At 71.4% G+C, this 14,917-nt stretch carries 13 protein-coding genes and 1 pseudogene; 1 reads left to right on the forward strand and 13 read right to left on the reverse strand.

Annotation, left to right across the window (positions count from 1 at the left end):
- Nucleotides 1–78: 78 nt before the first annotated feature.
- The 8 genes from GTY47_RS21845 to GTY47_RS21880 all read right to left on the reverse strand — a co-directional run bounded on the left by GTY47_RS21845 (nucleotide 79) and on the right by GTY47_RS21880 (nucleotide 8,102).
- Entirely contained in the window at nucleotides 79–693 is a 615-nt protein-coding gene (locus GTY47_RS21845; protein WP_010047815.1) for a response regulator transcription factor, read from the reverse strand.
- Nucleotides 690–1,856, reverse strand: coding sequence for a histidine kinase (locus GTY47_RS21850; RefSeq protein WP_010047817.1), 1,167 nt, complete (start codon nucleotides 1,854–1,856; stop codon nucleotides 690–692). Before GTY47_RS21850 ends, GTY47_RS21845 begins: the two co-directional genes overlap by 4 nt.
- Nucleotides 1,853–2,593, reverse strand: coding sequence for an ABC transporter permease (locus GTY47_RS21855; RefSeq protein WP_010047819.1), 741 nt, complete (start codon nucleotides 2,591–2,593; stop codon nucleotides 1,853–1,855). Before GTY47_RS21855 ends, GTY47_RS21850 begins: the two co-directional genes overlap by 4 nt.
- Nucleotides 2,590–3,501 carry an ABC transporter ATP-binding protein gene (locus GTY47_RS21860; RefSeq protein ID WP_040904329.1) on the reverse strand — a complete coding sequence of 304 codons (912 nt, stop codon included), beginning with the start codon at nucleotides 3,499–3,501 and terminating at the stop codon, nucleotides 2,590–2,592. The genes GTY47_RS21855 and GTY47_RS21860 overlap by 4 nt, the downstream gene beginning before the upstream one ends.
- A gap of 154 nt (nucleotides 3,502–3,655) precedes the next feature.
- On the reverse strand, nucleotides 3,656–6,457 hold the full coding sequence (locus GTY47_RS21865; RefSeq protein WP_199784623.1) for a hypothetical protein: 2,802 nt from the start codon (nucleotides 6,455–6,457) through the stop codon (nucleotides 3,656–3,658).
- 156 nt (nucleotides 6,458–6,613) lie between these two features.
- A complete protein-coding gene (locus GTY47_RS21870; protein ID WP_010047826.1) occupies nucleotides 6,614–7,024 on the reverse strand; it encodes a DUF6113 family protein in 411 nt (136 codons plus the stop codon).
- Nucleotides 7,021–7,881, reverse strand: coding sequence for an N-acetyl-1-D-myo-inositol-2-amino-2-deoxy-alpha-D-glucopyranoside deacetylase (gene mshB, locus GTY47_RS21875; RefSeq protein ID WP_010047828.1), 861 nt, complete (start codon nucleotides 7,879–7,881; stop codon nucleotides 7,021–7,023). Before mshB ends, GTY47_RS21870 begins: the two co-directional genes overlap by 4 nt.
- Nucleotides 7,882–7,907: 26 nt before the next feature.
- Nucleotides 7,908–8,102 carry a hypothetical protein gene (locus GTY47_RS21880; RefSeq protein ID WP_010047829.1) on the reverse strand — a complete coding sequence of 65 codons (195 nt, stop codon included), beginning with the start codon at nucleotides 8,100–8,102 and terminating at the stop codon, nucleotides 7,908–7,910.
- A 178-nt stretch (nucleotides 8,103–8,280) separates the two neighbouring features.
- Here GTY47_RS21880 and GTY47_RS21885 point away from each other — a divergent pair, with 178 nt between their 5' ends.
- On the forward strand, nucleotides 8,281–10,404 hold the full coding sequence (locus GTY47_RS21885; protein WP_029181737.1) for a prolyl oligopeptidase family serine peptidase: 2,124 nt from the start codon (nucleotides 8,281–8,283) through the stop codon (nucleotides 10,402–10,404).
- A 165-nt stretch (nucleotides 10,405–10,569) separates the two neighbouring features.
- Here GTY47_RS21885 and GTY47_RS41100 read toward each other — a convergent pair.
- From GTY47_RS41100 to GTY47_RS21905, 5 genes and pseudogenes are all read right to left on the reverse strand, one after another.
- Nucleotides 10,570–10,740 (reverse strand): annotated as a pseudogene (locus GTY47_RS41100) (glyoxalase); the annotation flags it as partial.
- A 73-nt stretch (nucleotides 10,741–10,813) separates the two neighbouring features.
- On the reverse strand, nucleotides 10,814–11,962 hold the full coding sequence (locus tag GTY47_RS21890; protein WP_010047833.1) for a dipeptide ABC transporter ATP-binding protein: 1,149 nt from the start codon (nucleotides 11,960–11,962) through the stop codon (nucleotides 10,814–10,816).
- Nucleotides 11,955–13,013: an ABC transporter ATP-binding protein gene (locus GTY47_RS21895; RefSeq protein ID WP_010047835.1), complete on the reverse strand. Its 1,059-nt coding sequence runs from the start codon at nucleotides 13,011–13,013 to the stop codon at nucleotides 11,955–11,957. Before GTY47_RS21895 ends, GTY47_RS21890 begins: the two co-directional genes overlap by 8 nt.
- Nucleotides 13,014–13,024: 11 nt before the next feature.
- Complete coding sequence (locus GTY47_RS21900) at nucleotides 13,025–13,993, reverse strand: ABC transporter permease (RefSeq protein WP_010047839.1); 969 nt, start codon at nucleotides 13,991–13,993, stop codon at nucleotides 13,025–13,027.
- Nucleotides 13,986–14,912 carry an ABC transporter permease gene (locus GTY47_RS21905; protein ID WP_010047843.1) on the reverse strand — a complete coding sequence of 309 codons (927 nt, stop codon included), beginning with the start codon at nucleotides 14,910–14,912 and terminating at the stop codon, nucleotides 13,986–13,988. Before GTY47_RS21905 ends, GTY47_RS21900 begins: the two co-directional genes overlap by 8 nt.
- Between the last annotated feature and the right edge of the window lie 5 nt (nucleotides 14,913–14,917).

Below are 14,917 nucleotides of genomic sequence, written 5' to 3' on the forward strand. Positions count from 1 at the left end.
TAGGGGTCTTGTGAGGTGGGCGTGTGCGGGTTGTTCGTGGTTGATCGCGCAGTTCCCCGCGCCCCTGGAAATGTCGGACTACAACCAGCCCTTTTCGCGGGCTGCCCGGACCGCCTCCGCACGGTTCCTCACTGCCAGTTTCTGGATGGCCGTGGAGAGGTAGTTGCGGACCGTGCCCTGGGAGAGGTGCAGGGATGCTGCCAGTTCCGCGTTCGTGGAGCCGTCTGCCGCTGCTCGGAGGACTTCTCGTTCCCGCTCCGTAAGCGGGTTGGCACCTTCCGCCAGGGCCGCGGCCGCGAGCGTGGGGTCGATGACGCGTTCGCCGGTCAGGACCCTGCGGATCGCCTCGGCCAGCTGGGCGGCGGGGGCGTCCTTGACCAGGAAGGCGTCGGCGCCGGACTCCATGGCGCTGCGGAGGTAGCCGGGGCGGCCGAAGGTGGTGAGGATCACCAGCTTCACGTGCGGGAGTTCGGCGTGCAGGCGGGCCGCGGCCTCGATGCCCGTCGCGCCGGGCATCTCGATGTCCAGGAGGGCCACGTCGACGGCGTGTTCGCGGGCCGCGCCCAGGACCTCGTCGCCGCGGGCCACCTGGGCGACGACCTCGATGTCCTCCTCCAGGCCGAGCAGGGCGGCCAGGGCCTCGCGGACCATCGACTGGTCCTCGGCGAGCAGGACCTTGATCGTGCGGCTCATGCCGGGGATCCTACGTCCGCCGGTCCGGCCGAGGGCACGCGGGCGACCAGGCGGAAGCCGTGCTTGAGCGGGCCCGCCTCCAGGGTGCCCCCCGCCTTGGTGAGGCGTTCGGTGAGGCCCGTGAGGCCGTTGCCGTGGCCGTCGCCCGGGCCGCCCGAGCCGTCGTCCTCGACGGCGAGTTCGAGCACCGGTCCGTCGAGGGTCTGGCGGTGCAGCAGCTCGACCGCGCAGCGGCGTGCGCCGCTGTGCCGTACGACGTTGGTGACCGCCTCGCGCAGCGCCCAGGCGAGGGCGGACTCGCTCTCCTCGGGGACACCGGTGAGGTCGGGTTCGGCGGGCAGTTCGGCGGCGACACCGGCCGCGGTCAGGGCGACCCGGGCACCGGCGAGTTCGGCGCTCAGGCGGGGGCGGCGGTAGCCGGTGACGGCCTCGCGTACGTCGACGAGGGCCTGGCGGCTGACCTGCTCGATGTCGGCGACCTGCTGGGCCGCCTTGCCGGGGTGGTCGGGCAGCATGCGGCCGGCCAGCTCGCTCTTGAGCGTGATCAGGGAGAGGGAGTGGCCGAGCAGGTCGTGCAGGTCCCTGGCGAGGCGCAGGCGCTCCTCGTTGGCGGCGAGCTGGGCGACGGTGGCGCGGGCCTCGCGCAGCGCGATGGTGGTGCGTACGAGCTCGCGTACGCCGGTCATCGCGAAGCCGCCGAGCAGGGCCGGGATGAGCAGGCTCGCCAGGTAGGACTTACCGCCCGGCACCGCGAGCGCGACGGCGGTCAGCAGCGCGCACGCCCCTGGGATGGTCCAGCGGGCCAAGCGCGGGGGCAGGGCCGCGCCGGACGCGATCGAGACGTACACGAACAGCACCAGCCACTCTCGGCCCAGAGTGAGGGCGAGGAGCGCGGACTGGGCGGCGAGCACCCCGAGCGAGCCGAGGACCAGACTGTTGCGCTCGCCCCGGCCGGTGCGGAAGACCAGCAGCATGTACCAGGCGACGAAGGCGGCCAGGCCGATCCAGCCGAGGACGCGGACGCCCGTGCCGTGGCCGCCGTGCAGCAGGTCGGTGACGGGTGCGCTCAGGTAGACCAGCCAGATGCCGGTCCACAGTGACTTCACCACGCGCTGCCTGCGGTTCACCGGGCGCTGCCCGATACCGAACCCGACGCCGCTCACGCCTTCAGGGTGTCCTTCCGGTACAGCCAGGCCGCGCCGCCCGCGAACAGGGCGAACGACACCACGAGGACGACGAGGTCCTGGACGTGCGGGGCGCGGCTCTGCTCGATGGCCTGCCCCAGGGCAGCGTACGCGTGCGTGGGGAGCCACTTCGCGATGTCCTGGAGCCAGCCCGGGAACGTCGTGGTCGGCATCCACAGGCCGCCGAGCATCGACAGGCCGAAGTAGGTGATCATGGTGATCGGGCGGACCGCGTCGCCGCTGGCCAGGTAGCCGAGGGCGACGCCGAGCGCGGCGAAGACGAGGCTGCCGGCCCAGATCGCGCCGGTGAGGGCGAGCCACTGCCAGGCGTCGAGGCGTACGTCCTTCACGGCGGCCGCGACGGCGAAGACGATGACGATGGACGGCAGGCTGACGACGGCGGCGCTCGCGGTCTTGGCGAGGACGTAGCCCCGGCCCGGCAGCGTCGTCAGGCGCAGCTGCCGTACCCAGCCGCCCTCGCGCTCCTTGGCGATGCGTTCGCTGTTGCCCATGAGGACGGCGGTGAGGGCGCCGAAGGAGGCCATGGAGACCATCATGTAGGTCGGGAGGGTCAGGGTGCTGCCGGGGACCTTCGTGGTGCTGTCGGCATTGCCCGCGATGATGAGGAACAGGACCGACGGGTAGATCACGGAGAAGAACAGGAACTTGCGGTTGCGCAGGGCGCGGGTGAGTTCCAGCTTGATCAGGCTGTTCACTTCGACTTCGCCTCCTCGGCGGTCGTGATCGCGACGAAGGCCTGCTCCAGGCCGAGCCCGGCGACTTCGAGGTTGCGGGGGTAGACGCCGAGGCCGTACAGGGCGTGGACGGTGGCGTCGGCGTCGGTGGACTGGATGCGGACGGTCCGGCCGGAGACCGTCAGGGAGGTCAGGAAGGGCAGGTCGCGCAGTGCGGCCTCGTCCACGGTGCCCGCCAGGTCGAAGGAGATGCGGCGGGCGCCCGCCTTGGCCTTGATCTCGGCCGCCGTGCCGTCGGCGAGGAGCCGGCCGCGGTGCAGGACGAGGACCCGGTCGGCGACGGCGTCGGCCTCTTCGAGGTAGTGGGTGGCGAAGAGGACGGTCCGGCCCTGGTCGGCCTGCTCGCGCATGGTGGCCCAGAAGGCCTGGCGGGTGGTGACGTCCATGCCGGTGGTGGGCTCGTCCAGGACGATGAGGTCGCTGTCCCCGGCGGTGGCGAGGGCGAAGCGGACGCGCTGGGCCTGACCGCCGGAGAGCTTGTTGACCTTGCGGTCGGCGATCTGCTCGATGCCCGCGCGGGACAGCACCTCGGAGGGCCGGTACGGCTTCGGGTGCAGGTCGCAGGCGAGCCGCACCAGTTCGGCCACCGTGACCTCGTCCATCAGCCCGCCGCTCTGCAGCATGGCGCCCACCCGCCCGGCGACGATGGCGTCCCGGGGGCTGGTCCCGAAGAGGCGGACCGTGCCGCTGTCGGGCTTCTTGAGGCCGAGGAGCAGGTCGAGGGTGGTGGACTTGCCGGCGCCGTTGGGGCCCAGCAGCGCCACGGTCTGCCCCGGGCGCAGGGTCAGGGTCAGTGCGTCCACCGCCCGGACGGCGTCGTATGCCTTGCTCACCTGGTCGAACGCGACCACCGAGGCTGTCGTTGTCATGCGGCCATCGTGGCTTCGGGGGTGTGGGCGGGGGCAGTGCCGGGCGTCCGGAGTGCCGCATGACAGATGTCATGCCCGCGGGATGACCGGGGGGGGACGACGAGAGCCCCCGCCCTCACCGGGCGGGGGCTCTCGTGCGGCGGGTGGCCGGAGGTCAGTTCGGCTTGGTGTCGATGACTCCGACGCGCTCCGCGGGCGTCTTGCCTCGCAGGGCCTTGCGCAGGGCCGTGACGACGTCCTGCGGCGTCACGTCGCGCTTCCCGCTCGCGCCCTCGATCTGCACCCCCTCGAAGGTCTTGCCGTACGCCTCCTGGAGGGCCTTGAGGTTGTACGTGTCCACCAGCTTGCCGTCGACGGCCTTGAAACCGAGGATCTTCGGCAGGGACACGGGGCCGAAGTCGATGCTGTGCGCCGCGTCGGTGCGAACGGTGGCGAGGTCGGACATCGCGGGCTGCGCGAACTCCTTGAGCATCCGGTCGACCTCGGCGTTCGAGACGGTCGGCTGCCGGATGGTGGTCGGGAGGTTCACCGTGCCGGCCGAGCCGGTCTCCACCTGGGTGCGGTACGCCTCCTCGATCGACGCGGTCGCCTTGGCGACGTCGATGCCCTTGCCCGGCTTGCCGTAGACGGGGACGGCCTTGCCGCCCTCGAACTTGATGGTGCCGTCGCTCGCCGAGCCGGAGCCGCCGGCCGCGTTCTCCAGGGCGGCGTGCAGCTTCTCCTCGTCGACGGGCATGTCCGGGGCGACGACCCGGTGGTTGCCGAAGAGCGAGCCGATCACGGAGACCGGGTTGTAGTCGCTCTTCGCCGCCGCGTCGGCCGTGGCGTCCATGTCGAACTGGAGTCCGGCGTTGTCCGGGTCGAGGGACACGGTCTTGCCGTCCACCGACAGCTTCAGCGGCTTGCCCACACGGTCGTCGAAGGCGTCGTCGAGCTTCTTGACCGCGCCGTCACGGGTGGTGCCGCCGATGTCGACGCCGAGCACCGTGGTGCCCTTGGGCACGTCGGTGCGGTTCATCAGCAGCCCGGCGCCGTAGACGCCACCGGCCACGACCACCAGGCCGGCGGCGAGCAGCACGAGCTTGTTGCGCCCCTTCTTCTTCGGCGCCTTCGCGGAGCTGGCCGGGGGCGGGGAGACCGGCTCGGGCAGCTTCGGGGCCGTGTGGGGCACCGGGCCGTCACCGGGCGCGCCCGGACCGAACGACGAGCCCGCGCCGGGCGGTACGACGGGGATGCCGCTGGTGACGGTGTGCCCCGAGACGTTGTCGTGCCGGGCGGCGTAGCCCTGGCCGTCCGGAGGCTCGGGGGCCGGCTTCTGCGGGGTGAGGATGGCGGTGTCGTCGCTCATCCCGCCCCCGGGGCCTTGGCCGTGGCCTGCGGCGCCGTGGCCGGTGGGAGCAGCGGTGCCGGGACCACCGGGACCTCCGGGGCCAGGACCAGCGGGGCCGCCAGGGCCGCCGGGCTTGGCCGTACCGGCAGGTGCGCCGGGGCCGCCCGGGCCGGCGGGGCCGCCTATGGCTCCGGGACCGGCAGGCGCGCCGGGGCCGCGCGGTCGGCCGGGGTCGTTGAAGGCGCTCGGGGCGCCGGGGCCACCGGGTTCGTCGAAGGCACTGGGGGCACCGGGCCTGCCCGGCTCGTTGAAGCCGCCGGAGTTACCGGAACGACCAGGGTCGTCGAAGCTGCCCGGGCCACCAGGACCACCCGGCTCACTGAAGCCACCCGGGCCACTGGAGCGACCAGGCTCGTTGAAGCCGCCGGAGTTACCGGAACGACCAGGGTCGTCGAAGCTGCCCGGGCCACCAGGACCACCCGGCTCACTGAAGCCACCCGGGCCACTGGAGCGACCAGGCTCGTTGAAGCCGCCGGAGTTACCGGAACGACCAGGGTCGTCGAAGCTGCCCGGGCCACCAGGACCACCCGGCTCACTGAAGCCACCGGGGCCACCGGAACGACCAGGCTCGTTGAAAGCGCCGGGCCCGCCGGGGCCGCCCTGCTCGTTGAAGCCGCCCCGGCCGCCCGGGCCGCCGGCCGGTGGCGCCAACGGGCCGTCGCCGGTGACCGGACCGCCCGTCGGGCCGGCCGGGCCCTGGACGCCGGGGCCGCCCGCGTCGCCGAAGCCATGGGGAGCGCCCTGGCCGCCGTAGCCGCCCTGGCCGTTCTGGCCGAGGCGGTCGTTCTCCGAGAAGTACGGCAGGTCGTCGCGGCGCGTCTCGCCACCGTCCGTGCCCGGGGCCGGACGTGAACCGTTGCCGAGCGGGCCCGCCGCCAGTGCCTCGGTGACGTCGAAGGAGCCCGTGCCGCCGCCGTGCCCGGGCGCGACGGGGCCGCCGGTCGCACCGCCGGGAAGCCCCGCACCGTTCGTGCCGCCGGACCGGGAGCCGCCCGGCCTGCTCATGGAACCGACCACGCCTCCGGGCCGCCCGGCACCGGAACCGCCCGCGCCGGAGCCGCCCGCAGCGGGGCCGCCCGAGCCGGTACCCCCGGAACCGCCCGGCAGACCTGCCCCGTTGGTGGAGCCGCCGTCCTGAGCGGGCTTGCCCGAGCCGGACTTGCGGGGCGCGAACCAGTCGCTGGTGGGCTTGTCGTCGGCCGACTGGGCGGGTTCGGCGGAAGGCTCGACCGTGCCGGTGCCCCTGGGCGTGGCGGCGCCCGGGGCCTTCGCTTCGGTGCCCGCTCCCGCGCCGGAACCGGTACTGGTGTCGCCGGAGCCCTCCGCATCCGCGACGGGCTTGCGCACCACCACCGGCGGAATGGGCCGTGACCCGGGGATGTTGATCCGGATCCGGGTCGTCAGCGTGGTCTCGGTCTTGCGTTCCTCCGGCCGCGTGGCCGAACGGCCCGCTTCCGTACCGCCGTCGGAGACCGCCGGGGTCCCGTACGGCGGCGTACCCGACGGGTAGGCGGCTCCGCCGCGCCCGTTGGGCCCGGAGGACGGAGTGTCAGTTTCACGACTCAAGGCAGGTTCTCCCGGTTGGCTCCGCCGCCCGACACAACCTCACGCGGGCAGCTCGGCGGCGCGCACCACCATACTGGCCACTTCTGGCCTGTATCCCATGACCGCTATGGAAACCCACACCGGACCCCCACGCGCGCGTCCTGGCGAAGTGGTACGTCACTTGCCAAGTCGGACGTGGTCTCCGTCCGGTTGCCGCCCCAGGGCGAGGGTGGCGCAGATCACAGCCACACCGATGCCTCCGAGCAGGAAGAGATAGGAGCCGCCGCCCGCCGCGAAGAGGAAGTCGCCCTCCGGGCGGCTGGCGGTGAGCAGGACGACGGCGAGCATCCAGCCGGCGGCGGCCGCGACACCCCCGGCCCGCCCGCGAGTGACACGCGCCGCGCCGAGGACGAGCCCGGCCTCACCGGCGAGGGCGAGCAGCAGCCCGCCCGGGAACCACCCCGGCTGCACCAGTGCCCCGGCCGCGCCGACCACGGTCCCGAGCAGGAAGAACCCCGCGCAGGCGGCGACCCGGCCGACGGAGGGCGGCCGCATCGGCTGGGCGAGCATCGGACTGCGGTCGCTCATGAGGCCTCCTCGACACCGGCGAACAGGTCCGTCTCCCGCTCGCCGGGGCCCCGCTCGCCCCGCACCAGCTCGTAGTACTCGGTCGTGAGGATCGGCTGGGCGAGTGCGTTGGACAGCACGAAGTACGGCCCGGACACCGTGATCTGGGTGGCGTGGGCGCGCATGGCGGCGGCCTTGGCGGCGGCGTGCGCGGTGCCGTCGACCGCGGTGGTGATCCGTGCGTCGGCCACGACGCCCGGTACGTCGTCGACGTCCGCCGCCTCGCCGAAGGGGAGGCCGGGCAGGTCCTCCCTGAGCCGGGCGAAGGACTGCTCCACAACCGACCGGGGGGCCCGGTTCCAGTAGACCTTCGGGATCGGCCGGCCGGCCTCGGCGGACAGCTCGACGGCCCGCATGGCGACGCGGTGGGCCTGGATGTGGTCGGGGTGGCCGTAGCCGCCGTTGTCGTCGTAGGTGACGAGGACCTGGGGGCGTACCTCGCGGATCACCTCGACGAGGTGTGCGGCGGCCTCGTCGACGTCGGCCTGCCAGAAGCAGCCGGGGTCGTCGTTGTCGGGCAGGCCCATCATCCCGGAGTCGCTGTAGCGTCCGGCGCCGCCGAGCAGGCGGAAGTCCTGGACGCCGAGCTCGGCCATGGCGGCGTTGAGTTCCCGGCGGCGGTGCTGGCCCAGGGCGGGACCGGTCAGGTGCGCGAGCTCGGGCGGGATGACCTCGCCGCGTTCGCCGAGGGTGCAGGTGACCAGGGTGACGTGGGCACCCTCGGCCGCGTACCTGGCCATGGTCGCGCCGTTGTTGATCGACTCGTCGTCCGGGTGCGCGTGCACCAGCAGCAGACGCCGGTCGGGCAGTTCCGTCATGGGACCCACCCTACGAGGTCACCCGGTCAGAACTTGATGCTGCCGATCATGCCCGCGATGTTGGTCGTCAGCTCGTTGATCGTGGGAGCGACCGTCGAGGAGGCGAGGTAGAAGCCGAGCAGCATGCACACCACCGCATGCCCGGCCTTCAGTCCTGACTTCTTGATGAGCAGGAAGACGATGATCGCCAGCAGCACCACCGCCGAAATCGAGAGTGCCACGGCGGCTCACCTCCAAAGATCCACGAGGGCGCGGGGGGGTCGGACTATGGGGGCATCAAATCCGTACAACAGCCAGCAGGTTCATACCCACTATGCGTCATTGATCATAACTATCCGTCCGTGCGCATCGATCGGCGCATGGCCGCACAAGGGGGCGCATGGCCAATATGGTCAGGGCATGACGACCGAGCCTGACTCCTTCCCCCGACGGCACGCCCGTACCCAGCGCTTCACGCTCGGCGCGCCGCGTTCGTTCACTGTGGCGCCCGATGGTTCACGTGTCGTGTTCCTGCGCTCCGGTTCCGGTACGGACCGGGCGAACTCCCTGTGGGTCCTCGACACGGAGGAGGGCGGGGAGCGCGTGGCCGCCGACCCGCGCGCCCTGCTGGGCGGTGCCTCGGAGGATCTCTCGCGCGAGGAACGCGCCCGGCGTGAGCGCAGCCGGGAGGGTGGCGCCGGCATCGTCGGGTATGCCACCGATACAGCCGTCGAGTTGGCCTCTTTCGCCTTGTCAGGGCGGCTTTTCGCGGCCGAGCTGCGGGCCGGGACGGCGCGGGAACTGCCCACGCCCGGGCCGGTGATCGACCCGCGTCCGTCGCCCGACGGACGGCATGTCGCCTATGTCGCGCAGGGTGCGCTGCGCGTCGTGGGCGCGGAGGGGGAGGGCGACCGGGCGCTCGCCGAGCCGGAGTCGGAAAATGTCTCATATGGACTGGCCGAGTTCATCGCGGCCGAGGAGATGGGGCGGTCGCGCGGTTTCTGGTGGGCTCCGGAGTCGGACCGGCTGCTCGTGGCGCGGGCGGACGACACTCCGGTGGCGCGGTGGTGGATCTCCGACCCGGCGCATCCGGAACGGGAGCCGCAGCGGGTGGCGTATCCGGCGGCGGGCACCGGCAACGCGGACGTACGGCTGTTCGTGATCGGGCTGGACGGGGCGCGCACGGAGGTCGCCTGGGACCGGGCGCGGTACCCGTATCTGGCGCGTGTGCACTGGTCAGCGGCGGGCGCGCCGCTGCTGCTCGTACAGGCGCGCGACCAGCGCAGCCAGCTGATTCTCGCGGTGGATCCGGAGTCGGGCGCGACGCGTCTGGTGCACGCCGACGAAGATCGAACTTGGCTTGATCTTTTCGCCGGGGTGCCGTGCTGGAGTCCGTCCGGGCAGCTCGTGCGGATCGCGGACGAGGGCGGTGTGCGGTTGCTGGCGGTCGGGGACCGGCCGCTCACGGGGGCGCAGCTGCACGTGCGGGCCGTGCTGGACGTCTCCGACGACGACGTGCTGCTCTCGGCGTCGGCGGGCGAGGAGGCCACCGAGGCGGAGACGGGCCAGGTGCATGTGTACCGGGTGAACGAGCTGGGGGTGGAGCGGGTCTCGCAGGAGCCGGGCGTGCACTCGGCGGTGCGCGCCGGGGACGTCACGGTTCTGGTCTCGGCGACGCTGGATCGGCCAGGTGCGCGGGTGCAGGTACTGCGCGACGGGAAACCGACGGTTGTTGTCCCGTCGTACGCCGAAGATCCTGGTATGTCCCCCCGCGTGACGCTCACCGAGGGGGGCGCACGGCGTATCCCGTGCGCCGTGCTTATGCCTCGGGACTACGCCGGTGACACCCCCCTGCCGGTGCTCATGGACCCGTATGGCGGGCCGCACGGGCAGCGGGTCCTCGCGGCCCACAACCCGCACCTCACCTCGCAGTGGTTCGCGGACCAGGGATTCGCGGTGGTCGTCGCGGACGGCCGGGGCACCCCGGGCCGCTCCCCCGCCTGGGAGAAGGGGATCCACCACGACTTCACGCTGACCCTGGACGACCAGGTGGAGGCCCTGGAGGACCTCGCGAAGAGGTATCCGCTGGACCTGTCCCGGGTGGCGATCCGCGGCTGGTCCTTCGGCGGCTGGCTGGCGGGCCTCGCGGTGCTGCGCCGCCCGGACGTCTTCCGCGCGGGGATCGCGGGCGCGCCGGTGACGGACTGGCGCCTGTACGACACGCACTACACCGAGCGCTACCTGGGGACTCCGGCCGAGCAGCCGGACGCGTACGCGCGCAGCTCCCTCGTCACGGCGGACGGTCTCACCTCCCCCGCCGAGCCGCACCGCCCGCTGATGATCGTGCACGGCCTCGCCGACGACAACGTGGTCGTCGCCCACGCCCTGCGCCTCTCCTCGGCCCTCCTGGCCGCCGGCCGCCCGCACGAGGTGCTGCCGCTGTCCGGGGTCACCCACATCACCCCACAGGAACAGGTAGCGGAGAACCTGCTCCTGCTCCAGGTCGACTTCCTGAAGCGGTCCCTGGGGATCACCGGCGACTGAGCACGGCAACGGGCCGGGGCGACATGGCGCGCCCCGGCCCGTTTACGGCACCCGCACGGCCGTACGCTGTTCAGCCTGACGCGTCCGTATATCGGAATCGGGTCGGCGAAGTTGCCTGCGTGTTAACGCAGTTCGCGGGGGTTTGCGGCGGTGTGCGCCCCGGGGTGTCCAGCCGTGGGCGGGCGCCTCGACGGCCGGCGCGTCGACCCACGCGGCAGGTCCCACGTGGAACGCGAGGTGGTTGAGCCCGGGCCGCATGCGGTCGTGCTCGGCGGCGTCCACCGCCGATGGCTGTTCGACGACGAGGCACGTCGGCCCGAGGCGCCGGCTGCGGCCGTGGCCCAGGACCGGTCCTCCAATGCCGGTTCCCGGCGCCCCATCAGGGCTGCCGGGAACCGGGAGTGGGCGGTCAGGCCGCGTGGACCACGTCCTTCTCCTCGGCGAAGTGGCAGGCCGACTCGTGGGCCGCCGGGGTGTCCTCGCCCTTGAAGCGCTCGGGGACCGCGAGGAGCGGGACCTCCTGGGCGCACTTGTCCTGGGCCTTCCAGCAGCGGGTGCGGAAGCGGCAGCCCGAGGGCGGGTTGGCCGGGGACGGGACGTCTCCGGTGAGGATGATGCGTTCGCGGCCCTCGCGGGACTCCGGGTCGGGGACCGGGACCGCGGAGAGCAGGGCCTGCGTGTAGGGGTGGGTCGGGTGGTCGTAGATCTCCGTGTCCGTACCGATCTCGGCCATCTTGCCCAGGTACATCACACCCACCCGGTCCGAGATGTGCCGGACGATCGACAGGTCGTGCGCGATGAAGAGGTAGGACAGGTTGAACTCGTCCTGGAGCTTCTCCATCAGGTTGATGACCTGCGCCTGGACGGACACGTCCAGCGCGGAGACCGGCTCGTCGCAGATGATGATCTCGGGGTTGAGCGCCAGGCCGCGGGCGATGCCGATGCGCTGGCGCTGACCGCCCGAGAACTGGTGCGGGTACCGGTGGATGTACTCCGGGTTGAGACCGACCACGTCCAGCAGGTCCTGGACCTTGCGGCGGCGGTCGCCCTTCGGCGCCACCTCGGGGTGGATCTCGAAGGTCTCCCCGATGATGTCGCCCACCGTCATACGGGGGTTGAGCGAGGTGTACGGGTCCTGGAAGACCATCTGGATGTTGCGGCGGACGGCCTTCAGGGCGCGGCCGGACAGCTTGGTGATGTCCTGGCCCTTGTAGAAGATCTCGCCCGCGGTCGCCGTCTCCAGCATCATCAGCAGCTTGGCGACCGTGGACTTGCCGCAACCGGACTCGCCCACGATGCCGAGCGTCTCGCCCTGGTACAGGTCGAAGGAGACCCCGTCCACGGCCTTGACCGCGCCGATCTGACGCTTCAGCAGGATGCCCTGGGTCAGCGGGAAGTGCTTCACCAGGTTGCGCACCTGGAGGATCGGCTCACCGCGCTCGACCGGTGCCTCGATCGCGGCCACGGCCTCCTCGTCGGTGGCCGCGTCGACCGTCTCGACCTCGGTGACGTTGGGGGTGGCGTCCATGGACTCGTCCGTCTTCTCCAGGTCAGCCATGGATCGTCTCCTTCCAGAAGTGGCACGCGCTGCCGCGGCCGACCAGCTCGCCGCCGTCCCGCTCGGTGACCGGGTGCAGCGGCGGGACCTCCGTACGGCAGATGTCCTGCGCCTTCGGGCAACGCGGGTTGAAGGCGCAACCGGACGGGATGCGGGTCAGGTTGGGCGGCAGGCCCTTGATCGCGTACAGGTCCTGGCCCTTCTGGTCCAGGCGCGGGATCGAGTCGAGCAGACCCTTGGTGTAGGGGTGCGCGGGCCGCTTGTAGAGCTCGTGCACCGGGGCGGTCTCCACGATCCGGCCCGCGTACATCACCGCGATCTTGTCCGCGACGTCGGCGACGACGCCGAGGTCGTGGGTGATCAGGATCAGGCCCATGTTGTACTCGCGCTGGAGCTCCGCGAGCAGGTCCATGACCTGCGCCTGGACCGTCACGTCGAGGGCCGTGGTCGGCTCGTCGGCGATGATCAGGTCCGGCTCCAGGGCGAGCGCCATCGCGATCATGATGCGCTGGCGCATACCGCCGGAGAACTGGTGCGGATAGTCGCCGACGCGCTCCCTCGCGGCCGGGATCTTCACGCGGTCCATCAGCTCGATCGCCTTGGCCTTGGCGTCCTTCTTGCTCAGGCCCTGGTGGACGCGGAACATCTCGCCGAGCTGGTAGCCGACGGACAGCACCGGGTTCAGCGCGGAGAGCGCGTCCTGGAAGATCATCGCGATCTTGCTGCCGCGGATCTTGCGCCGGGCGTCGCCCGACATGGTGAGCATGTCCTCGCCCCGGTACAGGATCTGGCCCTTGGGGATCCGCCCGGGCGGCATGTCGAGGATGCCCATGATCGCCTGGGCGGTCACGGACTTGCCGGAGCCGGACTCACCGAGCACGGCGAGGGTCTCGCCGGAGCTCACGGTGTAGTTGACGCCGTTGACGGCCTTGGCCACGCCGTCGCGGGTGTGGAACTCGACGTGCAGGTCGCGCACTTCGAGCAGGGGAACGTCGCCGCCGGCCGCGCCTCGCGGCTCGGGCACGTTACGGGTCTCTTCGATGGTGGTCACGTACGCCCTCCTCAGCGCAGCTTCGGGTCAAGGGCGTCGCGCACCGCGTCGCCGAGCATGATGAACGCGAAGACCGTGAGGCTGAGCATGCCCGCCGGGAACAGCAGCGTGTGCGGGTTGTCCCGGATCACCTTGCTGCCCTCGGAGATGTCGATGCCCCACGAGATCGTCGGGTCGCTGAGGCCGAGACCGAGGAACGACAGCGTCGCCTCCGCGGAGATGTAACCGCCGAGGGCGATCGTGGCCACGACGATGGTCGGCGCGATGGCGTTCGGCATCACGTGGCGGAACAGGATCCGCGGGGTGCCGGCGCCGAGTGCCCGGGCCGCCGTCACGTAGTCCGCCTGCTTGGCCGTGATGACCGAGCTGCGGGTGACCCGGGCGATCGAGGTCCAGCCCAGCGAGGCCAGGGCCAGGATGACCACGTACACCTTGCGCTCGGTGAAGGCGTTCAGCACGACCATCGTGCCGAGCAGGAACGGCAGGCCGAAGAAGATGTCGACGATCCGGGAGATCACCGAGTCGATCCAGCCGCCGAAGTAGCCCGCCAGCATGCCGAGCAGTCCGCCGAGGAACGTGACGGCGGCGGTCACGCCGACGCCCACGAGGATGGAGGCGCGGGTGCCGTGGATGACGCGGGCGTAGATGGAGCGGCCCTGCTGGTCGTAGCCGAACCAGTCGGGCTGGAAGAAGTGCCCCAGTTCCGGCTTGCCCAGGTAGTGGTGGACGAGGTCGCCGTCGCGCGGGTCGACGCTGGTGAACCAGCCGGGGAAGGCGGCGATCACCAGCAGCAGGAGCAGCAGCACCGAGGAGATCCAGAACATGGGCCGGTGCCGCAGGTCGTACCAGGCGTCGCCCCACAGGGAGCGCGGCTTGTCGCTCTTCTTGCCGCTCTCCTTGGCGGGGACGTCGACGGCCGGCGGTGCCACGGCGTCCACGGCCGCGGAGTCGGTGGTCTGGGCCTTGGTCACGTCAGGCATACCGGATCCTCGGGTCCAGGACCGCGTACAGCAGGTCGATGAGCAGGTTGATCAGGAGGATGACGAGGACGAGCACCGTCACCACACCCGTGACCGTCGAGCCCTCGCTCGTCTGGATCGCCCTGTAGAGGAGGTTGCCGACACCCTGGATGTTGAAGATGCCCTCGGTGATGACCGCGCCGCCGATGAAGCCGCCGACGTCGGTGCCGACGAAGGTGACCACGGGGATCAGCGAGTTGCGCAGCAGGTGGACACCGATGATGCGGCGCCGGGGCAGGCCCTTGGCGAGCGCGGTGCGCATGTAGTCGGCCCGCAGGTTCTCGGCGAAGGTCGTCCGGGTCAGCCGGGCCACGTACGCCATGGACAGCATGGCGAGGACGAAGGCCGGCAGGAACAACTGCGAGAAGTCCGTGGAGTCCTGGACGTTGGGCGGCAGCCAGCCGAGTTCGTCCGCGAAGATGAACCGGGCGATGAAGCCGAGGACGAACACCGGGATGGAGATCACCGTCAGGGTGAAGACCAGCACACCGGTGTCGGCGGCCTTGCCGGCCCTCAGACCGGCCCAGGCGCCGAGGCCCACACCGATGACGATCTCGATGGTGATGGCCAGCAGCGTCAGCCGCAGCGTCACCGGGAAGGCCTCGGACATGAGCTCGGTGACCGGACGGCCGGCGAGGTTCTTGCCGAAGTCTCCCTGGAGGAGATTCCACATGTAGTGGACGTACTGTTCGAGGACGGGCTTGTCGAAGCCGTACTCGCGCTTGATCTGCGCGATCTGTGCGGGATCGGGAGCCTTGTCCCCGTAGATGGCCCGGACCGGGTCGCCCGGCAGGATGTGGACCATCAAGAAGATCAACAGAGTTGTCCCGATGAAGATCGGGATCATCTGGAGCAGTCGCCTGGCGGCGTAGCGCCCCATCTTGC

Origin of the sequence: Streptomyces sp. SID5464 (assembly GCF_009862985.1) — a bacterium.
Lineage (GTDB): Bacteria > Actinomycetota > Actinomycetes > Streptomycetales > Streptomycetaceae > Streptomyces > Streptomyces chartreusis_D.

Excerpts from the sequence above, each read along its gene's own strand:
- GTY47_RS21900 (WP_010047839.1), bottom strand. The coding sequence starts at position 13,993 with ATGCCTGACGTGACCAAGGCCCAGACCACCGACTCCGCGGCCGTGGAC.
- GTY47_RS21905 (WP_010047843.1), bottom strand. The coding sequence starts at position 14,912 with ATGGGGCGCTACGCCGCCAGGCGACTGCTCCAGATGATCCCGATCTTC.
- GTY47_RS21890 (WP_010047833.1), bottom strand. The coding sequence starts at position 11,962 with ATGGCTGACCTGGAGAAGACGGACGAGTCCATGGACGCCACCCCCAAC.
- mshB (WP_010047828.1), bottom strand. The coding sequence starts at position 7,881 with ATGACGGAACTGCCCGACCGGCGTCTGCTGCTGGTGCACGCGCACCCG.
- GTY47_RS21885 (WP_029181737.1), top strand. The coding sequence starts at position 8,281 with ATGACGACCGAGCCTGACTCCTTCCCCCGACGGCACGCCCGTACCCAG.
- GTY47_RS21845 (WP_010047815.1), bottom strand. The coding sequence starts at position 693 with ATGAGCCGCACGATCAAGGTCCTGCTCGCCGAGGACCAGTCGATGGTC.
- GTY47_RS21870 (WP_010047826.1), bottom strand. The coding sequence starts at position 7,024 with ATGAGCGACCGCAGTCCGATGCTCGCCCAGCCGATGCGGCCGCCCTCC.
- GTY47_RS21860 (WP_040904329.1), bottom strand. The coding sequence starts at position 3,501 with ATGACAACGACAGCCTCGGTGGTCGCGTTCGACCAGGTGAGCAAGGCA.